Raw genomic sequence first — 22,912 nt, forward strand, 5'->3', positions numbered from 1 at the left:
GCGCGATGACCACGATCAAGCCAACGCCCGTAGTGCCCCATCCGGGGGCGGCACGAGCACGGCCGAAGGGCTCGTACTTCCTCCAGCTGTTCAAGACGACAGATCCCAAGCAGATCGGGATCATGTACCTGACCACGTCGTTCGCGTTCTTCATGATCGGCGGCGTGATGGCGCTGCTGATGCGCGGCGAACTGGCGCGGCCGGGGCTGCAGTTCCTGTCGAACGAGCAGTACAACCAGCTGTTCACCATGCACGGCACGATCATGCTGCTGCTGTACGCGACGCCGATCCTGTTCGGGTTCGCGAACTTCGTCCTGCCGCTGCAGATCGGCTCGCCCGACGTCGCGTTCCCGCGCCTGAACGCCTTCTCGTACTGGCTCTTCCTGTTCGGCGGCACCACCGTGGTCGCGGGCTTCGTGACACCGGGCGGCGCGGCGGACTTCGGCTGGTTCGCCTACACCCCGCTGTCGTCGGCGATGCACTCGCCGGGTGTCGGCGCGGACCTGTGGATCATGGGTCTGGCGGTGTCCGGTCTGGGCACGATCCTCGGCGCGGTCAACATGATCACCACCGTCGTGTGCCTGCGGGCGCCGGGCATGACGATGTTCCGGATGCCGATCTTCACCTGGAACATCCTGGTGACGTCCGTGCTGATCCTGCTGGCGTTCCCGATCCTGACCGCGGCTCTGATGGGTCTGGCGGCGGACCGGCACCTCGGGGCGCACGTGTTCGACCCGGCCAACGGCGGCGTGGTCCTGTGGCAGCACCTGTTCTGGTTCTTCGGCCATCCCGAGGTGTACATCGTCGCGTTGCCGTTCTTCGGGATCGTGACGGAGATCTTCCCCGTGTTCAGCCGCAAACCGTTGTTCGGCTACAAGGGCCTGGTGTTCGCGACTCTCGCGATCGCGATGCTGTCCGTGGCCGTGTGGGCGCACCACATGTACGCCACGGGTGCGGTGCTGCTGCCGTTCTTCGCGCTGATGACGTTCCTGATCGCGGTGCCGACGGGCATCAAGTTCTTCAACTGGATCGGCACGATGTGGAAGGGGCAGCTGACGTTCGAGACGCCGATGCTGTTCTCGATCGGCTTCCTCGTGACGTTCCTCTTCGGTGGCCTGACCGGCATCCTGCTGGCCTCGCCGGCCGTCGACTTCCACGTGTCCGACACGTACTTCGTGGTGGCGCACTTCCACTACGTGCTGTTCGGCACGATCGTGTTCGCCACGTACGCGGGCCTCTACTTCTGGTTCCCGAAGATGACCGGCCGGATGCTGAACGAGCCGCTGGGCAAGCTGCACTTCTGGACGACGTTCTTCGGCTTCCACGGCACGTTCCTCGTGCAGCACTGGCTGGGCAACGAGGGCATGCCGCGCCGCTACGCCGACTACCTGCCCACCGACGGCTTCACGTTCCTCAACACGCTCTCCACGATCGGCGCGTTCCTGCTCGGCGCGTCCGTGCTCCCGTTCGTGTGGAACGTCTTCCGCTCCTACCGCTACGGCGACCCGGCCCCGCAGGACGACCCGTGGGGCTACGGCAACTCGCTGGAATGGGCCACGACCTCACCCCCGCCGCGGCACAACTTCAAGGAGCTGCCGCGGATCCGCTCGGAGCGTCCGGCGTTCGAGCTGCACTACCCGCACATGGTGGAGCGGATGCGCGACGAGGCGCACTTCTCGCTGACCCATCCCGGCAAGCACCGGGTGAGCAAGGACGAGGTCACCGAGAAGACGCTCGCGTCGACCGAACGGGACGGCACCGACTAGGGCTAGCGGCGGCCGGGGACCATTCCGGCTTCGAGGACGGCCTTGCTCAGCGGCGAGGCCAGCTCGACGAACCGCTGCTTCTCCTGGTCGGACAGGACGTCGTAGGCCGGCGCGGCCATGTGGTCCGTGTCATCCTCGATGCCCTGCCGCAGCGCGCGTCCCTCCTCCGTGAGCAGCTGGTCTTCGCCGACGAGCCCGCGCTTGCGCAGGTCCTCCAGCGTCGCCGCCCACTGCTCTTCGGACCACGCACGCGTCTTGCGCAGCGTTTCGGCCGGAATGTCACCCGTCGCGGCGTGCAGGACGAGCGCCTCGATGCCGGTGACGTTGTGCCGGAGCAGGGCCGCGAGGTGCCCGTCGCCGCGGAACTCGCGCAGCAGCGTCTGGGCGTGGAACAGCTGCAGGCGGGGCTCGTCCGGCCACGCCAGGGCGGCGTTCGCGGCGAACAACGTGCGGCCGTGCGGCATCTCCCTGGACCGCTCGGCGGCCCGCCTCGCCAGCTCGTTGATCTCCTTGAGGTCGTCCGGCAGGACCTTGGCCAACGCCTCGTCCGCCGCCTCCCACCGCAGCTCGAGCATGCGCTGCGGCGACACCTTCTCCCAGGCCTGCGGGATGCGCGCCCGCACGATCGCGGGGTTGAAGTTGTAGAACGTCGCGATCACGACCTCGGCCCCGACCGCCCCCAGCGCCGCCGCCCGTGACGCGAAGTACCCGCCGGGCCGGTCGAGCCCGGCGCCCGCGTACCGCGCGTCGGCCTCGGGGGCGAAGTAGATCATCGCGTGCACGGCCTCGAGCGAACGAAACAAAGTCCTGATCATGTCTACAACCTAGTGGTGTGGCCCGGACCGTTGCCGGGGGGATTCGCGGTCAGACGGGTGCATCGTGGTGTCGCCCCCACGTCCTCGTACTGGTGGTACGGGGGCGTGGGGGCGGCGCCGCGAGGTGCCCTGCTGAGCGTGGATTACCTCGCCAACGGTCCGGGTCGCGCCACTCGAACGTCGCGGCTCGTAAGTCAGGCGCCAAAAATTGTCAGACCCCTCTGCCAAGCTCCGAGATGTGGACCCGAACACCTTCTGGAAGCTCATCGCCGACGCCCGCGCGAGCGTCTCCGACCCGTCCGACGGCCATGCCGTCGCGGCTGCGGCCACCACCCTGCTCGCCGACCGGCCGCCCGCCGAGATCGTCGCGGCCCAGCAGGTCCTGTGGGAGCTGCTGACGGCGTCGTACCGGAACCCGCTGTGGGGCGCGGCCTACCTGATCAACGGCGGCTGCTCGGACGACGCCTTCGACTACTTCCGCGGCTGGCTGCTGACCCAGGGCGAGGAGATCTACACGGCCACCCTCGCCGACCCCGACTCGCTGGCTGCCTTACCGGCGGTCGTGGCAGCCGCCGAGTCCGGCGACGAGTTCGAGTGCGAGGACGCCCTCTCGATCGCCTGGAACGCCCACATCAAGGCGACGGGCATGCAGCTGCCGCAGGACGCCTTCCGCATCCGCTACCCGGCCCTCGACCCGGAGTGGGACTTCGACTTCGACGACAGCGCCGAACTGGCCACCCGCCTGCCCCGCCTGGCCGCGCTCTACGACCTCTGACCGACGAGCACGCCGAACGCCACGTGGTCCAGCCACTGCGGAACGCGGGGCAGAGCGCGGATCTGCGCGTTGTGCCGCCCGACGACCTCCAGGTCGAGGGCGGCGATCAGCGACCCGGCCACGGCACCCGCCACGGCACCCCGCACTCGAAGCCGCGTCAGCACGAACATCCAGAACGCCGACACGGCGAGGTGCACCACCACGCCCTCACGCACCCCACCGCCGACCAGCGACCCGGCAGCCCGAGTCGCACGCAGCACGTCGTCGCCCGTCACCAGCGCGTGCACGGTGGACGGCACGCCGCTCAGCACGACCGCGAGGAGGTACCGACGCATCACCGCCGCCGCCGGCGCGACCTCAGATAGTCGCTGACCACGGCCGCCCCGAGGCCTTCCTCGTCCGCCGAGACGACGCGCCCGCCACCCCGCCGGGCCACGATGTCGACGAAGGCGGCCAACCGCGGATCGTCGCCCAGCTTGAACACCGAGATCGTCGCCCCGAGCCTGGCCAGCGCGTCGACCTCGTTCAGGGTCTTGGCCAGCGTCCGGGGCAGCGGCGGGTAGTTGAACTCCGCGTCGCCCTCGGGTTCGAGGTGTGCGGTGGGTTCGCCGTCGGTCACGACCAGCACCACGGGCTGCGCATCGGGATGGCGACGGACATGGCGCCCGGCCAGCAGCAAAGCGTGGTGCAGGTTCGTGCCCTGCTCCCACACGCCCTCCAAAGCCGTCAGCTGTCCGATGTCCACTGCCTCGGCGTAGCGCCCGAACGTCACCAGCTGAAGGGCATCCGTCCGGAAACGGGTGCGCACGAGGTGATGCAGGGCGAGAGCCGTGCGTTTCATCGGCACCCAACGGCCGTCCTGCACCATCGACCAGGAGGTGTCCACACACAACGCGACGGCCGCACGGGTGCGGTGTTCGGTCTCGGACACTTCGAGGTCCACGACGTCCAGGGACATCGTGCCGGAGCGCAGCACGGAGTTGCGGAGGGTTCTTGGTACGTCCCAGGGTTCGGTGTCGCCGAACTGCCACGGGCGGGTCGAGCCGATCAACTCGCCAGCGGCGCCGGCCGAGGTGGTCTCGCGTGAGCCCTGCGACGAGCGCAGCTGGTCCACGACGCCGCGCAGAGCCGTTTCGCCGAGGCGCCGCAACGCTTTCGGCGTCAGCTTCAGCGAACCGTCGGGCGCGCGTTCCACGATGTTCTGCGAGCGCAGTGCCTTTTCCAGCTCGGCGAGGCGGCGGGCGTCCACCGTGGCCGACTCGCCCAGCTGGCGTTCCAGCGCCTCCAGGTCGATGTCCTCCAGGCGTGCGCCCGGATACGACTGGGAGAGCTGCTCGGCCAGGGCGTCGAGCTCGGCGAGGTCCGCCATCGCCTGCGCGCCCTCGCCCAGGCCCAGCGGGTCCTGGCCGCGGAAGCGGGCGGACGACGTCCAGTCCTCGCCCGGTCGCAGGCGTTGCAACAGGGAGTCCAGTGTGGACAGAGAGGAGCCGATGCCGCCGAAGGCCTGCTGGGACAGCGCGGACAGTTCGGCGCGCTGGGCCTCGGTCATCGAGTTCATCATGCGTTGCGCGGCGGCCGAACGGGCGGCCAGGGCGTCGATGAGCTCGTCGACGTCGCGGGGCTTCTCCGGGAAGAACTCGCCGTGCTTGCGCATGAAGTCGTCGAACATGCGCGGCGTGTCCGGCGAGCCCGACGCGTGCGCCTCCAGCAGTGAGTTGAGGTCTCGCAGCATGCGCTGGATCCGGCGCACGTCCTCCGAGTCCACGTTGGACAGTGCTTCCTTGATGCCCTGGAAGCGCTGGTCCAGCAGTTCGCGGCCGAGCAGGTCGCGGATCTGTTCGAACGCCTCGCGCGCCTCGGCGGAACGCCAGTCGTAGGAAGCGAGCTCCTGCACGGCCGCGGCGGTGCCCGGCGGCAGGGCGTCGAGCTGGGCCTCGCGGAAGCGCGCGTCGTCGGACGGGTCCGGGAACAGCGCGCGGCGCTCGGCCTCGACCGCCTTGTCGAGCAGCTGCTTGACCTCGGTCAGCGTGCCGTCCAGGCGGTGCCGGCGCTGGATCGCCGCACGGCGCTGCCACAGGCGCGAGGTCAGGTCGTCGAGGCCACGGGTGCCGTCGACGCCGCGGCGCAGCAGTTCGCGCAGGGCGGACGACGGTGAGGCGCCCTCCATGATCTCGCGGCCGAGTTCGTCCACGGCCGCGCGGAGGTCGACCGGGGGCGCCAGCGGATCGGCGCCGCCGCCCCAGCGACCGTAGCGATATCTCATCCGTACACCGATCGGTCGTCGTCGGAGGAGTTGTCCTTCGACAGGTTGCGCGTCAGGTACAGCGATTCCAGGGCCAGTTCCACGGCAGAGGCGATGCGGCCGACCGGGTCCTTGGGGCCCGCGCCCAGCCGTGCCGCGACCTCGTGCAGGATCGGCAGCTCCGGCAACGCGGCCAGCAGGTCACCGGCGTGCACACGGTCGCCGGTCGCGACGGGGTGGCCGTCCGAGACGACCTCGGCCAGCGCGCGCAGGTTCAGCCCCGCCAGGCGGGCCCGCGCGGTGTCGGCGATGGAGCGGCGCAGCAGGTGGACCAGCACCTCGTCCTCGCGGCCCTCCTCCCCCGCCTCGAACTCGAGCTTGCCGCGCAGCACGTCCGGCACCGACTCCAGGTCTACCGGACGGGCGATCGCCGGCGTCTCGCCGATCAGCGCGGACCGGCGCAGTGCCGACGCCGCGACGGTTTCCGCCGCCGCGACCGCGAACCGGGCCGAGACACCGGAGCGCTGGTCGATCGACGACGACTCGCGCAGGTGCCGGACGAACCGGGCGATGATCTCCAGCAGGTGGTCGCCCACCTCGGCGACCAGGCCGGCCTCCTGGCGGACCAGGTCGACCTCGGCCTCGATCTCCAGCGGGTAGTGCGTGCGCACCTCGGCGCCGAAGCGGTCCTTCAGCGGCGTGATGATGCGGCCGCGGTTCGTGTAGTCCTCGGGGTTCGCGGTCGCCACGAGCAGCACGTCCAGCGGCAGCCGCAGCGTGTAGCCGCGGACCTGGATGTCGCGCTCCTCCATGACGTTGAGCAGCGACACCTGGATGCGTTCGGCCAGGTCAGGAAGCTCGTTGATGGCGATGATGCCGCGGTGGGCCCGCGGCAGCATGCCGTAGTGGATGGTCTCCGGGTCGCCGAGCGACCGGCCTTCGGCCACCTTCACCGGGTCGACGTCGCCGACCAGGTCACCGACGGACGTGTCGGGCGTCGCGAGCTTCTCCGCGTAGCGCTCGTCGCGGTGCCGCCACGCCACCGGCAGGTCGTCGCCGAGTTCGGCGGCGCGTCTCCTCGACTCCGGCGTGATCGGGTCGAGCGGGTGTTCGCCCAGCTCGGAGCCCTCGATGACGGGCGTCCACTCGTCGAGCAACGAGACCAGGCTGCGCAGCAGGCGGGTCTTGCCCTGTCCGCGCTCGCCGAGCAGGACGACGTCGTGGCCGGCGAGCAGCGCGCGTTCGAGCTGCGGGAGCACCGTGCGGTCGAAACCGACGATGCCCGGCCACGGGTTGCGTCCTTCGCGCAGGGCCGCGAGGAGGTTCTCCCTGATCTCGGTCTTGACGCCGCGCGGCAGGTGCCCGGCGGCGCGCAGTTCGCCCGCCGTGCGGGCCAGGTTCTGGGTCACGCGGACGACGCTACGTGCCCGAACCTGACCCGTCGACGTGGAGCGACTCCAGCACGCACGTCTCGGCACCGTGCGCCTGTTCTCCATGAGCGAATTGGCCCAGTTGTCAGGCGCCGTTGGCGCGGCCCTGGTGCTTCAGGACGGTCCGGCGCGCGACGGATCCCTTTTCGTCATCCCCCAGATGCATGCGGTCATCGTGCAGCACAATGCGAGGCGTTATGAGCAACTGTGTCGATTTCAGATGGGCCCCGTCACCCGCGGACTGGCGGGCCAGCCTGCGGGCGATGGTGCCGATGTTCAAGTGGGCGCCGTGGTTCGCGCTCGTGCTCGCGGTGTTCTCCCTGGTACTGCTGCTGGGTTTCGAGGACACGCTGTTCGTGGCGCTCTTCGGTCTGGTGTGCGCGCTGGTCATCGGTTTCATGGAGCCGGTCGCGGTGTGGTGGCGCTTCACGTCCGACGAGATGATCAGCCAGACCGTGACGGGCAGCGCCGACGCGCGGTCGTTCCGGATGGCCGTGGGCAACGCGGTGCGCGAGGAGATCGTCTGGGAGGAACTGCCGGCGTGGACCGAGACGCGGCGGGGCTTCGTGCTGGAGACGCTGGACGAGGGCGCGGCGTCGCTGTCCGTGCCGCACCGGGCCTTCGCGTCCGATGAGGACCTGACGTCGTTCCGGTCGCTGCTCGAGGAGCACATCGGCCCGGCCAAGTAGGTCTCGGATCGGGCACACCGGGTGGGGCTGCCGGGGCCGGGCCACGTAATCTCGTCGGGTGTCCTGTGCAAGTGCCACGCTGGTCGTGTGGACGTCGGGCTGGCTGCACGGTCTAGCCGCCGCCGACGACGTCCTCGACGCCCTGCACACGTGGGCCGAGCAGCACGAGGTGGTGGCCGACGACGACGGCACCGCCACGGCGCTCGACCTCCCCGGTCCCGACGAGGCCCCCGTGGGCCCCGCCCTGCTGCTGGCCGCCCTGCGGCGCGCGGGCGCCACCTCCGCCCGGCTGGTGCTACCGGTACCGGGCGATGTGCGGGGCCTCGGTGGCAAGGGCCCCCTCTCGACGTGCGCGCTGCGTTCCGGTGAGGCTCTTGTGGTGCCGTCCGTGCACATCGGGCTCGTGCCGAAGATCGTGGCCGACGGCGTGATGCGCTGGACGGTGTTCGACCTGCCGTCGTCCAACGGCCTCGAACACATCCCGATCGGCGAGGCCGAGCACGGCCTGGGCGCGGCACTGCGCGAGGCGACGGCGGCCCTGGCGACGCTGGACGTGGCCAAGCATCGCCCGAACGTCCGCAAGGAGATCGCCGACCTCGCGGCCGAGAACTCCACGCTGCCGTGGCCGGACGCGATGCCACCGCGAGCGCTGCGGGTGCTGCAACGGGCCGCCGAGGTGGCCGCGATCGTGTCCGTGGCCAGTTCCGACGCCCCCGGTGGCGCGCTGTCGGCGTCGGCCATGACCGCTCGCACCGAGGCACTGCGCCCGGTCTCCGAAGCCGTGCGCCGCGCACGGTGCGCGGCGGTCGACGAGGCCGTGCGTGTCCTGGCGGACAGCGGCGCGGGCCGGCACTGACATTCGTCCAGGTGTTCGGACGGCCACTGGCCCAAACGAGTGGTTCTCCCTCCGCAACCCCGCCTGAGCGGGCAACTCCCCCGGAAGCGTCGGTGCTCCCGCATATGGTGCCGGTGGGGAGGACGCCGAATGGAGGACGTCGACCAGCGCCGGTCGAGCACAGCGCCCAGGTACGCGGGCGCCCTCATGCTGACCGCGGTCGCCGGGCACCTGCTGTCCGAGACGGCCACGGGAGCGCTCGCGACCTGGCAGTCGTGGGTGCTCTACGGCATCGGCGCCACGCTCCTCGTGCTGTCCGCGTCCGCGATCGACAGGTTGAACCAGCTGGTCAAACGCATCCGGTTGCGCTGGGCGGTGTTCACGGCCGTGCTGGTGGCCGCGGCGGGGCTGGTGGCGGTCGCGGCGCCGCCGGTGGTCGCGTACGGCCGGGTGCTGCTGCTCGGCTGTCCTCAACCGACCGAGGTGCGGGTCCTGACGTCGCAGGACGCGGCGCCCGCGATCAAGGAGGTCGCGCGCAAGTTCGAGCAGCACACGGCGGCGGAGAACCACGGGTGCCGCACAGCGCGGCTCTACGTGTTCTCGGCGCCGGGCAACAGGGGTGCGATCGCGCTGCGGTCCTCGTGGTCGTCGCAGGACCTGCGGGAGATCGGGCCGCATCCGGACGTGTGGTTACCGGACTCGACCACGGAGACGAACGAGGTGGTGCGCCGCACCGGCGGCATCGGCTCGGCGGTGCGCATCACGCCGGGCGACTCGGTCGCGTTCTCGCCCGTCGTGCTCGCGGTGCCCGCACCGATCGCGCAGGACGTCGTGTCCGGCTCTCCGGAGAGGTGGGGCGACCTGCTGACCAAGGTCGGCAGCACCGGGACCGGGATCGGCAGACCGAACCCGCTGACGGCGATCGACGGCAGGCTCGCCACCGCGGCGTTGTACGAGACGCTCGAGCCGGCCGTCGTCGAGCGCCGGGTCACGGAGGCCGACCGGCCGCAGCCGGGTGCCGCGATGATCACGACCGAGCAGGTCCTGTTGCGGCACAACAAGACCAGCTGTGCGCGGAAGCCGTGCCTCACCGCGCTGTACCCGTCGGACACCTACCGCGCCGACTACCCGCTGAACCTCGTCGAGTGGGACGCGCAGGGCGTGTCGAACCTCGCCGCCCGCACGCCGTCGAAGGCGTTCCAGGCCTGGCTCGGCACGCAGGAGGGCATGACGGCGCTCAACGCCGCCGGCCTGCGTCCCGCCCGGCAGGCCGCGGGAGCCGAGTTCCGCGAGGAGTTCGGGGTGCGGGCCGGTCTGGCGCTCGACCGGGCCGAGGCGGCGCCCGGCGAGGAGGCCCAGACCGCGTTCTTCAAGAAGTACGAGCAGGCCAAGAGAGATGGCCGGGTCTGGCTCACGCTCGACGCGTCCGGGTCGATGGCCGAGCCGACGGCCACCGGGGAGAAGCGGTTCGCCGTGGCGGTCGACGGTGTCCGCAAGGCGCTCACGCAGATGGGTGTCCGGGACACGTACGGCCTGTCGGTGTTCAACAACAACGAGGTCCGGCCGCTCATTTCGCTCGGCAGACGTGACAAGGAGGCCACGGCCTCCGCGTTGAACGGGGTGCAGCCCTCCGGTGGCACGCCGCTGTACCAGGCGATCCTCGACAGCCTCGACCGGGTCGGCGCCGACGACGCGGACCACGTGAGCGCGGTGATCGCGTTGACCGACGGCGAGGACACGACGAGCGCGCAGACCCGGCAGGACGTGGTGAACGCGGTGCGGCAGAAGGGGATCAGGGTGTTCGTGGTCGCCGTCGGCGAGGCCAGCTGTGCGGCGCACGCGCTGACCTCGATCACGGACGCGGCCGGCGGTGAGTGCCGCGACTCGACCACGGACACGCTCGGCGACGACCTGGCGGCGCTGTTCCGCCGGGTGTGGGGAGGTGCCGGATGAGGTGGTTGCGGCGCACGTGGGCGGCACTGCCGAGGCTGGGCCCGCCCGGCGTGGTGTGGGCGAACCGGTCGTGGCTCGCGATGGGTTTGGCCGTCGGCATCGTGCTGACGATCCTGTTCACCAGCGGCATCCAGCCGCTTTTCCGCGAGTCCACCGAGTGGGAGAAGGGCAAGCTCGTCGTGCTCAGCGGCCGCGACCAGAGCGACGGCGGCCAGCGGCGCGCGTTGATCAACCAGTGGAACTCCGAGCACCCCGAACAGCCCGCGGAGATCGTCGAGCTGCCGACGGAGGCGGACGGCCAGCGCAGCGAGATGGTCGCGCGGGCCAGGGAGAAGGCCGAGAACGCGGACGTCTACAACCTGGACGTCACCTGGACCGCGGAGTTCGCCCAGTCGGGCTACCTGCGTCCACTGTCCGGTGTGGACACCAGCGGGTTCCTGCGCCGTCCGCTGGAGAGCTGCCGCTACCAGGGCGTGCTGTGGGCGCTGCCGTTCAACACGGACGCGGGTCTGCTCTTCTACCGCAAGGACCTCGTGCGGGACGAACCGCTCGGCCTCGACGACATCGCCGACACCTCCACCCGCGCGCTGCGGGCAGCGCAGGACGCCCGCCTGACCGCCGGCTACGCGGGCCAGTTCCTCGACTACGAGGGCCTCACCGTGAACGCCCTGGAACTGATCTGGGCGGAGAAGGGCGACGTGGTCGACGACACCGGCCAGGTCGTGATCGACTCCGACCGCACCCGCCGCGCCCTGCGCTGGCTCGCCGACGGCCTCAAGGGCGAGCAGCCCGTGGTGCTGCCCGAATCCCGCACGCAGAGCGAGGAGCTCACCACCCAGGCGTTCCGCGACGGCAAGATCGCGTTCATGCGCAACTGGCCCGTGGCCCACCGCACCCTGCAGGGCAACCGGGGCGAGTCCGCGGGCCGTCCCGGCATCGACTTCGAGGTGGCGCAGCTGCCCGGCCCGAGCGTGCTCGGCGGCCAGAACCTCGCCATCTCCGCGAAGTCCACCAAACCACGCGCCGCTCAGGCGCTCATCGAGTTCCTCACCGGCCCCCGCAGCCAGCAGCTCCTCTTCGAACGAGGAGGCCTCGCCGCCACCCGCGGCATCGTCTACCAGGACAGCCGGGTCGCCACCGAGCACCCCTACGCCCGCACGCTGCTCAAGGCGATCGAGGACGCCCGGTTGCGCCCGGTCACGCCGTACTACTCACGCTTCAGCGACGAGTTCCGCACCATCGTCCGTTATGCCCTCGACCACGACGGTGCCCTTCCCGGCAACGCCGAGGAGTCGCTGACAGCAGCCTTACAGGGACGCTAAGCGCGCGCAGGCCTCTTGGCCGGTTCACAGCACAACGGCGCACAAGGCGCACCGTTCACCGTGCATCCCGCCACCACGAACGACGACAACTTCCGCACCGGAGCCCCGGAAGTGTGCTCGGCGACCAGCTCGGTCACGAGCTCGGCGAAACGCGGATCCCCGTTCGGTGTGGCGGCGCGGGCGAACTCCATCCCGAGCTCCAGAGCGCGGTCGCGGGCCTCGGTGTCGAGGTCCCACACCACTTCGAGGTGGTCGGACACGAACCCGATCGGGCACACCACGATCCCGGTGACCCCCTTGGTGTGCAGGGCGTCGATGTGGTCGACGACGTCCGGCTCGAGCCACGGGATCTGCGGCGGGCCGGACCGCGACTGCCACACGACGTCGTACTCGGTGATGCCCAGTTCCGCGGCCACGAGCCGGGAGGCTTCGACGATCTGGCGCGAGTAGCGATAGCCGCCTTCCGCGGGCGGTCCGGCGGCCTTGTCGGCGGACACCGGCACCGAGTGCGCGGTGAACACCAGGCGGTACGGGCCGGACAGGGTCGCGGCCGCGGCGCGCACTCCGTCGGCGAACGCGGAGATGAAGAGCGGGTGGTCGAAGAACTGGCGCAGCTTCACGAGTTCGGGGCCGTCGGGCACGGCCTGCAGCGCGCGCACGATGTCCTCGTCGTACTGCCGGCACGCGGAGTAGCCGCCGTACGCGCTCGTCGGGAACACCAACGCCCTGCGCACGCCGTCGGCCTTCATCTGCGCGACCGCGGCCTCGGCCATCGGGTGCCAGTTGCGGTTGCCGAAGTAGATCGGCAGCTCGAAGCCACGGGCCCGTACGGCGTCGATGGCTTCGAGGTTCAGGCGGTTGATCGGCGAGACGCCGCCGAAGTGCTGGTAGTGGGCCTCGACCTCGTCCAGCCGCTCCGGCGGCACGCCACGTCCGCGAACCACGTTCTCGAGGAAGGGGCGGACGTCCTCAGGACCTTCCGGGCCGCCGAACGACAGCCAGAGCAGCGCATCGAAACTCACCGCTCCATCCAATCAGACGCCCCAGCGCCCCACACGACGAGCCGATGTGACCTCAGAGACCGAGGAAGTGCACGCCGCCGTCGACGAACACCATCGAGCCCGTGGTGGCCGGGAACCAGTCGGAGAGCAGGCCGCAGACGGACTTCGCGACCGGCGTGGGGTCGTCGACGTCCCAGCTCAGCGGAGCCTTCTCGCCCCACATCTTCTCCAGCTCGCCGAAGCCGGGGATGGACTTCGCGGCCATGGTGCGCACCGGGCCGGCGGAGATCAGGTTCACGCGGATACCGTCCGGGCCGAGGTCGCGCGCCATGTAGCGGTTGATCGACTCGAACGCCGCCTTCGCCGCGCCCATCCAGTTGTAGGCGGGCCACGCCTGGCGGGCGTCGAAGTCGAGGCCGACGACCGACGAGCCGTGCGACAGCAACGGGCGGGTGGCCTGCACGAGCGCCTTGTACGAGTACGCGGAGACGTGCATCGCGACGGAGACGTCCTCCCACGGCGCGTCCATGAACGGGGCGCCGAGGCAGCTCTGCGGGGCGAAGCCGATGGCGTGCACGACGCCGTCGAGACCGTCGACGTGCTCACGCACCCGGTCGGCCAGCGTGTCGAGGTGCTCCTGGTTCTGCACGTCGAGCTCGACGACCGGCGCGGGCTTGGGCAGACGCTGCGCGATGCGCGTCACGAGGCTCATCCGGCCGAACCCGGTCAGCACGACCTCGGCGCCCTGCTCCTGGGCGACGCGTGCGACGTGGAAGGCGATCGACGCGTCGGTGATCACACCCGTGATCAGCAGTCGCTTGCCTTCGAGCAGTCCGGTCACTTGATCCAACCCTTTCGCAGTACGGGAAACCAGCCGTGGTTCGAGAAAGTCAGTGGCCCATGCCGAGGCCGCCGTCGACCGGCAGCACGGCACCGTTGATGTAGCCCGACTCGGTCGCCGCGAGGAACGTGACGGCGCGCGCGATCTCGTCGGCCGCACCGTAACGGCCGGCCGGGATCTGCTTGAGCGCTGCCTCGCGGACGGCCTCGGGCAGCTCCGCGGTCATGTCCGTGGTGATGAAGCCGGGGGCGATGACGTTCGCGGTGATGTTGCGCGAGCCGAGCTCCAGCGCGATCGAGCGCGCCATGCCGACCATGCCGGCCTTGGAGGCGGCGTAGTTCACCTGGCCGGCGCCACCGGTCAGGCCCACGACGGACGAGATGAAGACGATGCGGCCGAACTTCTTGCGCAGCATGCCGCGGGAGGCGCGCTGGGCGAAGCGGAACGCGCCGGTCAGGTTCGCGTCGACGACCTGGGTGAACTGCTCCTCGCTCATGCGCAGCAGCAGGGTGTCCTGCGTCATGCCCGCGTTGCAGACGAGCACCTCGACGGGACCGTGCGCGGCTTCGACCTCGGTGAACGCGGCGTCGATCTCCTCCGAGTTCGTCACGTCGCACTTCACGCCGAGCAGACCTTCGGGAGCGCCGGACCCGCGGTGCGTCACCGCGACCTTGTCGCCCTGCGCCGCGAACGCCTGCGCGATCGCGAGGCCGATGCCGCGGTTGCCTCCGGTGACCAGAACGGACCGACTCACTAGCTCTCCCTGCGATCGCTGCTGGTTGACCGGGTGAGGTTATCGGCTACCGGCAGGTAGTCCGGCATCGGCGGAGCCATGTCACATCCATCCGGGCATGATCGGGTGATGCGGGCCTTCCTCGATCAGCTCCGGCGCCAGGTGGACGGTGACGTCCTCGACGACCCGGCGAGCCGGGCCCTGTACTCGGCGGACGCGTCGAACTACCGGCACGTGCCGCGGGTGGTCGTCCGTCCACGCACGACGGACGCCGTGGTGACGGCCGTCGCGATCGCGGCGGAGCACGGCGTGCCGATCACCAGCCGGGGCGCGGGAACGTCCATCGCGGGCAACGCGTGCGGCACCGGCCTGGTGATCGACTTCAGCCGGTACCTGACCGCGTTCGAGATCTCCGGCGACCGGGCGCTGGTCCAGCCGGGAGCGGTGCTTGACAAGATCAACGCTCAGGCCGGCGACTACCTGTTCGGCCCGGATCCGTCGACCCACTCGCGTTGCACGATCGGCGGAATGATCGGCAACAACGCGTGCGGCGCGCACTCGGTGAAGTGGGGCAAGACGAGCGAGAACGTCACGAACCTGAGCGTCCTCACCGCCGATGGCCGCACGTTCGACACCACGAACCCGCCCGAGCTGGCCTTGCCCGCTCCCGACCCGGCGTGGTTTCCGCAGCTCAGCCGTCGCGTCAGCGGGTACGCGCTGGACGCCCCGACGCTGACGCGGCAACTGGTCGGCACCGAGGGCACCTGTGTCGTGCTGCTGGGCGCGGAACTGAAGCTGGAGCGCAGGCCGGAACGCCGCGTCCTGGTCGTGCTCGGGTTCGCGGACACCTACGAAGCCGCCGACCAGGTCACCCAGATCGAGGACGCGCTCGCGATCGAAGGCCTGAACGAGGCGCTGGTGCACAGCGTCCGGACCCGCCCCGACCTGCCGGAAGGCCGCAGCTGGCTGTTCGTCGAGGTCGAGGACCACCCCGAGCGGGTCGCCCGGCTCACCAGGAACTCGATGATCATCCACGACCCGGTGCACCAGCGTGCGCTGTGGCGGATCCGCGAGGACGGCGCCGGGCTCGCCACCCGCATGGCCGACGGCAGCGAGGCGTGGTCGGGCTGGGAGGACGCGGCCGTCCCTCCGGAGCGGCTCGGCACCTACCTGCGCGAGTTCGACCAGCTGCTGACCAGGTACGGGCGGCGCGGCATCACCTACGGCCACTACGGCGAGGGGTGCCTGCACGTCCGCATCGACTTCGACCTGGCCCACGGGTACCGCGAGTTCCTGCAGGACGCGGCCGACCTGGTCGTCAGCCACGGCGGCAGCCTGTCGGGCGAGCACGGCGACGGGCAGGCGCGGTCCGAGCTGCTCGGCCGGATGTACCCGCCCGCAGCGATCAGGGCGTTCGGGGAGTTCAAGCGCGCGTTCGACCCGCGGAACCTGCTCAACCCCGGCCGGATCGTGGAGCCGCTGAAGCTCGACGACGACCTGCGGGTCCTCGTCGCACCACCGAGGATCCCGACCCGTGCGGAGTTCGCGAGCGACACGCGCAGGTGCGTCGGCGTCGGCAAGTGCCTGAACACCAAGGGCGGCGTGATGTGCCCGAGCTACCGCGTCACCAAGGAGGAGAAGCACTCCACGCGGGGCCGCGCGCACCTGCTGTTCGAGATGCTCAACGGCGACGTGATCAAGGACGGCTGGCGCTCGGCCGAGGTCGCCGAGGCGCTGGACCTCTGCCTGGGATGCAAGGGCTGCAAGCGCGACTGCCCGGTCGACGTCGACATGGCGAGCTACAAGGCCGAGTTCCTGCACGAGCACTACAAGGGCCGGATCAGGCCGCGTGCGCACTACGCCATGGGATGGCTGCCGACGTGGCTGAAGTACGGCCTGGTCAACAGGTTCACAGCGCGTCTCGGCCGGTTCGCGGGCATCACGCCCGAACGCGAGCTGCCGCGCCAGACCACTCCGCTGGTCCGGCAACTGCATCCGCTCGGCAAGGGCGATCCGGTGCTGCTGTTCCCCGACACGTTCACGAACTTCTTCGAGCCCGGCATCGGCCTCGACGCCGCGAACGTGCTGGCACATCTGGGAAACCACGTCGAGGTGCCGTCCGCGAACGTCTGTTGTGGACTGACCTGGCACTCGACCGGCCAGCTCGGCAAGGCGCGCCGGGTGGTCGAACGCACCGCGCGGGCGCTGCTGCCGTGGACGAGCCGGGGCGTTCCGGTGATCGGCCTGGAACCGAGCTGCACGGCGTTCCTCCGCGTGGAGGCACCGAAGCTGTCCGACGAACCCGCCGTACAAGCGCTTGCGCGTGCCACCAGGACGTTCGCTGAGCACGTCGCGCCGATGCTGCCCGAGGTGGAGGGCACCCGCGAGGCCGTCGTGCAGACCCACTGCCACCAGTACGCGGAACTCGGCTTCGACTCGGACCGCGAGGCGATGGCCAGGGCGGGTCTTCGGCCGAAGGTCGTCGAGGGCTGCTGCGGCCTGGCCGGCAACTTCGGTTTCGAACAGGGCCACTACGACGTCTCGATCGCGTGCGCCGAGCAGGATCTCCTGCCGGCGTTGCGGGACAACGAGGACGCGCTGGTGATCGCGGACGGCTTCAGCTGCCGCACGCAGATCCGCCACACCACCGAACGCGAACCGGTCCACCTGGCCAGCGCGCTGGCGGCCCGCCTGGGTGTGATTAACCGCTGATTAACCGGTTGGATCCACCGTGGTGCTCATGCTGAAGAGGATTGGCGCCGCTGTGCTGGCGGCCGCCGCCGTCGCCGTGATGTTCACGGGCACGGCGCAGGCCGAGTACAACCCGAAGTGCACCAGTGGTGTGACGCAGATCGGTTCGACGAGCTACATCAAGCTCGGCTCGGCCACCATCGCGTCGGTCAAGCAGTTCAAGGGCTGCAACAAGAACTGGGCCTACACCTACGTCTGGGACTCGTGGCTCTCGTCGCACAAGCGCGACTTCTACGTGTACACGGGAGTGTGGACCAAGGACGGCCAGGCGGCCCGCGACCAGGTCAGCGGCTCGAAGGGCCAGCGCGAGGTGTGGTCGTCCGGCGCGAACACGCTGAGCGTCTGCACGGCCGCCAAGGGCTCGATCCAGTCGGTCGAGAGCGGCTACTGGGAGAACGCCTTCACCGACCTGCGCTGCTAGGACGGAAGGCGGAGGGCGGTCGCCGCACGACCGCCCTCCGCGTGGCTTTCGACGGCACCACAGCCGTCACAACCTGAGCGGAACCTTCTTTACACTCACTTAGGCGCGTCGACACACCCCGGAAACGACCTTCTGGGGCGATACTGCTCAAATGCGGGTGCTGCTGGTCGAAGACGACGACGGTGTCGCGGACGCCCTGGTGGAGGCACTGCGGGCGAACGGGCACCGGCCTTCCCGCGTGCGCAGGGGCTCCGACGCGCTGATCGCCCACCGCGACGCGGACGTCGTGCTGCTCGACCTGGGCCTGCCCGACCAGGACGGCCTGGAGGTGCTGCGCAAGCTCCGCAAGATCGACCCGGTGCCGGTGCTCGTGCTGACGGCGCGCGGTGACGAACGCACGGTGGTGCGCGGGCTGCGGCTCGGCGCGGACGACTACCTGGTGAAGCCCGTGCGGCTGGCCGAGTTGCTGGCGCGCATCGACGCGGTGGCGCGGCGCAGCGCGGCCCAGTCGCGGGAACCGGGCGAGCTCGTGCGGGTGTCCGATGTGGAGATCGACCTGCAGAGCCGTCAGGTCGTGGTCGGCGGGCGTGAGATCTCGTTGACCACCAAGGAGTTCGACGTGCTCGCGGTGCTGGCGCGCCGGCCCGGCACGGCGGTGAGCCGGCAGCAGTTGATGGACGAGGTGTGGGGCAACGCCTTCGTGGCGGTGTCGCGCACGCTCGACGTCCACCTCACGCAGTTGCGCGCCAAGCTCGACCGGCCGGGGCTGCTGCACACGATCCGCGGTTTCGGCTACCGGCTCGGTGAATAGATGCGGCAACGGCTTCTGTTGGTGCTGCTGCTGTTCTCGCTCTCGGCGGTCACGGCGTTCGCCTTCCCGTTGCTGATGAGCACGGCCTCGGAGCGCACCCAGCAGTTCGTGATCAGCCGCACCGCCGACCTGGACCGCTTCGCCACGCTGCCGGTCGACGTTGTGGTGTCCGAGGCGGAGCGTTATGCCGAGGTCTACGGCGAGGAGATCGTGGTCGTCGACGCGTCGGGCACGCCCGTCGTCGAGTCGGGCATGACGGCGCAGGACGTGTCCGCGCAGATCGACGCGGCGCTGCGCAACCAGCCCGCCGCGTCCGTGCCGACCGTGCTGCCGTGGAGCGGCGGGGACGTCCTGTTCGCCCGGCCCGTCGGCATCGGCACGAAGGTCGCGGGCGCCGTGGTGCTGCGGGCCTCGACGCGCGTGGCGGCTCTGGACGTCGCACGGCGGTGGGCCCTGGTGCTGGCCGGGGCGTTGCTGGCGGCGTGCGCGTGCGTGCTGCTGGCGCTCGTCGTGTCCCGCTGGCTGCTGCGGCCTCTCAAAGAACTGGATCGGGGCGTCCGCGCGGTCGCGGACGGGCAACGACGCACCCACGTCGCCGACACCGCGGGCCCGGCCGAGCTGCGGGCGTTGTCGGAGTCGTTCAACCGCATGTCCGACGCCGTCGCCGAGGCCGCCGACCAGCAACGACGGTTGATCGCCGACGCCTCGCACCAGCTGCGCAACCCCATGGCCGCACTGCGGTTGCGCGTCGACATGCTGCCGTCCAACGGCTCGCTGCTGACCGAGGTCGAACGCCTCGAATCGTTGCTGGACGGGCTCCTGGCGCTGGCCTCCGCCGAGAGCACCGCCACCGAACGCGCCGCGGGCGGCATCGAACCCGAACTCGCCGACCTCCAGGTCGTGGCGCACGACCGCGTCGACGCCTGGCGCGCGGCGGCCCAGGCCGACGGCGTCACGATCACCGTCGACGACCGCGCGCCCGGACTCGTGCGGTGCGCGGTGTCCGACCTCGCGCAGGTGCTGGACGTGTTGCTGGACAACGCCATCAAGTACGGCGGAACCGAGGTCACCGTGATCTGCGACCGCGCCACCCTGACCGTCCGGGACAACGGTCCGGGGTTGTCCAAAAAGGACATAGAGCGCGCCACCGAACGGTTCTGGCGCGGCGACGACTCCCGGCGCGGCACCGGCCTGGGCCTGGCCATCGCGGAACGCATCGTCACCGCGCACGACGGAAAGCTGCGGCTGCGCACGGACAAGGGCCTCGTCGTGACGGTGGAACTGCCGAAGGAGCCGCTGCTGTGAGGCGCCGGACGTTCCTGCTCGGGACCCTCGCTCTCACCGCGTGCGGAACGAGCGAACCCGAAGGCACGATCAGGATCGCGGGAGGCGAGCCCGGCGGCTTCTACAACGACTTCGCCGGGCTGTTCTCCCGCCTGGCGCCCAGCCCGCTGACCATCACGCCGATCGAGACCGGCGGCAGCGCCGACAACCTGAAACACCTCCGCGAGGGCGGCGCCGACATCGGCCTCTCCCTGAGCGACAGCGCCCACCTGGAACCCGGCCTGGTCGCCCTCGGCCGCGTGTACGAGAACTACCTGCAGCTAGTCGTTCTGCAGTCCTCGCCGTACAGGACAGCGGCCGACCTGATCGGCAGGCCGGTGTCGCTGGGCGCGGACGGCTCCGGCGCCGCCCTGCAGGGCTCCAGGCTCGCACTGGGCGTGCAGGAGGAGCACTACCCGTTGCGCAACGCCGTCGACGCCCTCAAGGCGGGCGAGATCGCCGCCCTGCTCTGGTCCGGGGGTGTCCCGACCCCGGAACTCGACAAGGCCAGCGGCATCAGACTGCTGCCGCTCGACGGCTTCCTGCCAAGGCTGCGCCAGGACTACGGCAAGGTGTACGAACGCGTGGACGTCCGCATGGGCGTCTACGGCTCCGCCGTCGACATCCCCACGATCGGCACGCCGAACCTGCTGGTGTGCCGCCCCGATCTGCGCACCGAGTACGCGGGCGCCGTCGTGCGGCTGCTCGTGGGCAGGGCGGCCGAGCTCGTGCCGGAGCAGGCACTCGGCACCCAGTACCTCGACGTGCGCAGTCTCATCGACACGGGCAAAGTGCCGCTGCACCCCGGTGCGGCGGCGGAATACCGGAGGCTCCACGGATGATCATCACGATGGCGTCGGTCTCGCTGGACGGGTTCATGGAAGGCCCCGGCCACGACATCAGCTGGCACGTCGTCGACGACGAGCTGCACGAGCACCTCAACACCGGTCTCGCGCGGATGAGCAGGTTCATCGACGGCCGCCGCAACCACGAGACGATGCTCGAAGCGTGGCCGCACACCGACGACCACCCCGAGTGGCCGCGGCCGATGCACGACTTCGGCCTGATCTGGCGGGACATGCCCAAGATCGTCTACTCGCGGACGCTCGACACCACCGAGTGGAACACCACGGTCAAGCGCGAGGTCGTGCCGGCCGAGATCAGGGCGCTGCCCGGCGACAGCATGGTCGGCGGGGCGCAGCTGGTGGGGTCGTTCTTCGAGCACGACCTGATCGACGAGGTCCGGCTCTACCTGAACCCGGTCGCGATCGGCGAGGGCACGCCGTTCTTCAAGAAGCCGATCGCCCTGGCGCTCAAGAGCACCAGGGCGTTCGGGGCAGGTGTGGTCGAACTGATCTACGGGAGGCGCTGACCGAGTAACAAAGCGGCGGCGGCCGCGAACATCGCCGTCATCGTGCCGAGCAACAGCCACGGCTTCGACGCGTCCGCCTGCTTCTTCTCGTAGCCGATCTGCTCGCCGAGCGTGTCGTAGACCCGGCGCAGCTCCTCGGCGGAGGCGGCCTTGAAGAACTCGCCGCCGGAGAGCTTCGCGATCTCCTTCATCGAGTCGTCGTCGACGGGCACGGACTGCTGTCGGCCCTCGATGTCGACCACGCCGTCCTCGGTGCCGAACGAGATCGTGGAGATCGGGACCCCGGCCTTCTTCGCTTCCTCGGCCACGTCGAACGCCTTGCGGGTGCCGACGGTCTCCTTGCCGTCCGTCATCAGCACGATGCGGGCGGGCGGAGGACCTTCGGCGCCTCCGACGATCTTGCCGAACGAGTCGATGGACGCGAGCGCCGCCGCCAGCCCGTCACCGGTCGCGGTCGACTGGGCGAGCTTGAGCCCGTCGATCGACTGCGAGACGGCCGAGCGGTCCGTCGTCGGCGCCACCAGCACGGTGGCCGAGCCGGCGAACGAGATGAGGCCGAGGTTGATGCCCGGCGTGAGGCCATCGGTGAACGACTTGGCGGCCACCTGCGCGGCCTCCAGCCTCGACGGCTTCACGTCGGTGGCCTTCATCGACAGCGACACGTCGACGACGAGCATCACGGTCGCCCGGTTGCGCGGGACCCGTTGCTCGGACGTCGGGCCGGCCAGCGCGACCGTCAGCAACGCCAGTGCGGCCAGCAGGAACGCCGCCGGGACGTGGCGCGACCAGCGTTCCCGCTTGGGCGCGACCTTCTCCAGCAGCTCCAGGTTCGTGAACCGCAGCACCCGCTTGCGGCGGACCCGTTGCGCCACCACGTATCCGGCGGTGAGCAGCGCCACGGCGAGCAGCAGCAGGAACCACCACGGGGCGACGAAGTTCGAGAAGCTCATGCGACACCCCCAGACCAGCGGCGTTTGCGCGCCACCACGAAACGAACCATGTCCGCGATCCAGTCCGAGTCGGTCCGCAGCACCAGGTGCCCGGCGCCCGCGCGCCGCAGCCCTGCCGCCACCTCGCCCCGGTGTTCCGCGGCCGCGGCGTTGAACTCCTTGCGCAGCAACGCGGACGCGGTCACCTCGCGCTGCCGCCCGCTTTCGGGGTCGGACAGCACGACGGTGCCGACCTCGGGCAGGTCGACGTCGCGCGGGTCGACGACCTCGATGGCCACGATGTCGTGGCGCGCGGACAGAGCGCGCAACGGCCGTTGCCACTCCATCTCGCCGAGGAAGTCGGAGATCACCACGATCAGGCCGCGCCGGCGCGGCGGGCGGCGCAGTTGTTCGAGCAACGCGGCCAGGTCTCCGCGGGTGCCTTCGGGTGCCCGGTCGATCTCGGCGATCTTGCGGACCATGCCGCGCGCGTGGGCCAGGCCTCCGCGTGCCGGGATGCGGACGTTGTCCGCGCCCGTCGAGACCGCGGCGCCGATCCGGTTGCCGCCGCCCCGTGTCAGGTGGGCGACCGCGGCCGTCGCGGCGATGGCGAGATCACGCTTCTCGCACGCGGCGGTGCCGAAGTCGAGCGACGGCGACAGGTCGATCGCCAGCCACGTCTCCAGCTCACGGTCGGCGACCGTCTCGCGGATGTGCGGGACCGTCGTGCGGGCCGTGACCGCCCAGTCCATCCGGCGCACGTCGTCGCCGGGCTGGTAGGTGCGGGCCTCGCCCGGTTCGGAGCCCGGCCCCGGCACGAGGCCGAGGTGGTTGCCCTGCAGCAGGCCGTCGAGACGGCGCCGGACTTCGAGCTCCAGCATGCGCAGCGCGGCTTCCATCTTG

Annotated in this window: 21 protein-coding genes; 12 read left to right on the forward strand and 9 right to left on the reverse strand. The window is 70.4% G+C overall.

Translation table 11 applies throughout. The features are described from left to right. The first annotated feature begins 5 nt into the window (after positions 1-5). A complete protein-coding gene (ctaD, locus tag BLR21_RS12020; RefSeq protein ID WP_090005903.1) occupies positions 6-1,766 on the forward strand; it encodes an aa3-type cytochrome oxidase subunit I in 1,761 nt (586 codons plus the stop codon). A gap of 2 nt (positions 1,767-1,768) precedes the next feature. Here the strand turns inward: ctaD and BLR21_RS12025 are convergent, their stop codons facing one another. Then, positions 1,769-2,581, reverse strand: coding sequence for an SCO6745 family protein (locus BLR21_RS12025; protein ID WP_090005904.1), 813 nt, complete (start codon positions 2,579-2,581; stop codon positions 1,769-1,771). A gap of 238 nt (positions 2,582-2,819) precedes the next feature. Between BLR21_RS12025 and BLR21_RS12030 the strand changes: the two genes are divergently transcribed. Then, positions 2,820-3,356 carry a DUF4240 domain-containing protein gene (locus BLR21_RS12030; protein ID WP_090005905.1) on the forward strand — a complete coding sequence of 179 codons (537 nt, stop codon included), beginning with the start codon at positions 2,820-2,822 and terminating at the stop codon, positions 3,354-3,356. Here the strand turns inward: BLR21_RS12030 and BLR21_RS12035 are convergent. The 3 genes from BLR21_RS12035 to BLR21_RS12045 are packed head-to-tail and all read right to left on the reverse strand — an operon-like array spanning position 3,344 to position 7,007. Further along, a complete protein-coding gene (locus tag BLR21_RS12035; protein WP_090005906.1) occupies positions 3,344-3,691 on the reverse strand; it encodes a hypothetical protein in 348 nt (115 codons plus the stop codon). The two genes, BLR21_RS12030 and BLR21_RS12035, sit on opposite strands and share 13 nt — an antisense overlap. Then, positions 3,691-5,619, reverse strand: a complete 1,929-nt coding sequence (locus BLR21_RS12040) for a vWA domain-containing protein (protein WP_090005907.1) — start codon at positions 5,617-5,619, stop codon at positions 3,691-3,693. Before BLR21_RS12040 ends, BLR21_RS12035 begins: the two co-directional genes overlap by 1 nt. Next, positions 5,616-7,007: a sigma 54-interacting transcriptional regulator gene (locus BLR21_RS12045; RefSeq protein WP_256334643.1), complete on the reverse strand. Its 1,392-nt coding sequence runs from the start codon at positions 7,005-7,007 to the stop codon at positions 5,616-5,618. The genes BLR21_RS12040 and BLR21_RS12045 overlap by 4 nt, the downstream gene beginning before the upstream one ends. A gap of 284 nt (positions 7,008-7,291) precedes the next feature. Between BLR21_RS12045 and BLR21_RS12050 the strand changes: the two genes are divergently transcribed. From BLR21_RS12050 to BLR21_RS12065, 4 genes are all read left to right on the forward strand, one after another. Then, on the forward strand, positions 7,292-7,717 hold the full coding sequence (locus tag BLR21_RS12050; RefSeq protein WP_090005909.1) for a protein Asterix: 426 nt from the start codon (positions 7,292-7,294) through the stop codon (positions 7,715-7,717). A 58-nt stretch (positions 7,718-7,775) separates the two neighbouring features. Beyond that, complete coding sequence (locus tag BLR21_RS12055) at positions 7,776-8,573, forward strand: hypothetical protein (RefSeq protein ID WP_090005910.1); 798 nt, start codon at positions 7,776-7,778, stop codon at positions 8,571-8,573. 129 nt (positions 8,574-8,702) lie between these two features. After that, complete coding sequence (locus BLR21_RS12060; protein WP_090005911.1) at positions 8,703-10,505, forward strand: vWA domain-containing protein; 1,803 nt, start codon at positions 8,703-8,705, stop codon at positions 10,503-10,505. Continuing rightward, on the forward strand, positions 10,502-11,827 hold the full coding sequence (locus BLR21_RS12065) for an extracellular solute-binding protein (protein ID WP_090005912.1): 1,326 nt from the start codon (positions 10,502-10,504) through the stop codon (positions 11,825-11,827). The genes BLR21_RS12060 and BLR21_RS12065 overlap by 4 nt, the downstream gene beginning before the upstream one ends. Here BLR21_RS12065 and BLR21_RS12070 read toward each other — a convergent pair. The 3 genes from BLR21_RS12070 to fabG are packed head-to-tail and all read right to left on the reverse strand — an operon-like array spanning position 11,824 to position 14,423. Next, positions 11,824-12,849, reverse strand: coding sequence for a ferrochelatase (locus BLR21_RS12070; RefSeq protein WP_090005913.1), 1,026 nt, complete (start codon positions 12,847-12,849; stop codon positions 11,824-11,826). The two genes, BLR21_RS12065 and BLR21_RS12070, sit on opposite strands and share 4 nt — an antisense overlap. Positions 12,850-12,901: 52 nt before the next feature. Further along, positions 12,902-13,669, reverse strand: a complete 768-nt coding sequence (fabI, locus tag BLR21_RS12075) for an enoyl-ACP reductase FabI (protein ID WP_030481837.1) — start codon at positions 13,667-13,669, stop codon at positions 12,902-12,904. 49 nt (positions 13,670-13,718) lie between these two features. Further along, positions 13,719-14,423, reverse strand: coding sequence for a beta-ketoacyl-ACP reductase (gene fabG / locus BLR21_RS12080; protein WP_090005914.1), 705 nt, complete (start codon positions 14,421-14,423; stop codon positions 13,719-13,721). A gap of 108 nt (positions 14,424-14,531) precedes the next feature. Between fabG and BLR21_RS12085 the strand changes: the two genes are divergently transcribed. The 6 genes from BLR21_RS12085 (at position 14,532) to BLR21_RS12110 (ending at position 21,080) form a co-directional block, all read left to right on the forward strand. Then, positions 14,532-17,114 (forward strand): FAD-binding and (Fe-S)-binding domain-containing protein, encoded by a 2,583-nt coding sequence (locus BLR21_RS12085; RefSeq protein WP_090005915.1) that lies wholly within the window; start codon positions 14,532-14,534, stop codon positions 17,112-17,114. A 28-nt stretch (positions 17,115-17,142) separates the two neighbouring features. After that, complete coding sequence (locus BLR21_RS12090) at positions 17,143-17,574, forward strand: hypothetical protein (RefSeq protein WP_143027691.1); 432 nt, start codon at positions 17,143-17,145, stop codon at positions 17,572-17,574. 151 nt (positions 17,575-17,725) lie between these two features. Next, entirely contained in the window at positions 17,726-18,385 is a 660-nt protein-coding gene (locus BLR21_RS12095) for a response regulator transcription factor (protein ID WP_090005917.1), read from the forward strand. Continuing rightward, complete coding sequence (locus BLR21_RS12100; RefSeq protein WP_090005918.1) at positions 18,386-19,690, forward strand: sensor histidine kinase; 1,305 nt, start codon at positions 18,386-18,388, stop codon at positions 19,688-19,690. Beyond that, entirely contained in the window at positions 19,687-20,550 is an 864-nt protein-coding gene (locus BLR21_RS12105; RefSeq protein ID WP_090005919.1) for a TAXI family TRAP transporter solute-binding subunit, read from the forward strand. Before BLR21_RS12100 ends, BLR21_RS12105 begins: the two co-directional genes overlap by 4 nt. Next, entirely contained in the window at positions 20,547-21,080 is a 534-nt protein-coding gene (locus BLR21_RS12110) for a dihydrofolate reductase family protein (protein WP_090005920.1), read from the forward strand. The genes BLR21_RS12105 and BLR21_RS12110 overlap by 4 nt, the downstream gene beginning before the upstream one ends. Here BLR21_RS12110 and BLR21_RS12115 read toward each other — a convergent pair. After that, on the reverse strand, positions 21,065-22,030 hold the full coding sequence (locus BLR21_RS12115; protein WP_090005921.1) for a VWA domain-containing protein: 966 nt from the start codon (positions 22,028-22,030) through the stop codon (positions 21,065-21,067). The two genes, BLR21_RS12110 and BLR21_RS12115, sit on opposite strands and share 16 nt — an antisense overlap. Continuing rightward, complete coding sequence (locus BLR21_RS12120; protein ID WP_090006059.1) at positions 22,027-22,908, reverse strand: DUF58 domain-containing protein; 882 nt, start codon at positions 22,906-22,908, stop codon at positions 22,027-22,029. The genes BLR21_RS12115 and BLR21_RS12120 overlap by 4 nt, the downstream gene beginning before the upstream one ends. Positions 22,909-22,912: the final 4 nt, after the last annotated feature.

The organism is Lentzea albidocapillata subsp. violacea, assembly GCF_900100275.1.
GTDB classification, from domain to species: Bacteria; Actinomycetota; Actinomycetes; order Mycobacteriales; family Pseudonocardiaceae; genus Lentzea; species Lentzea violacea.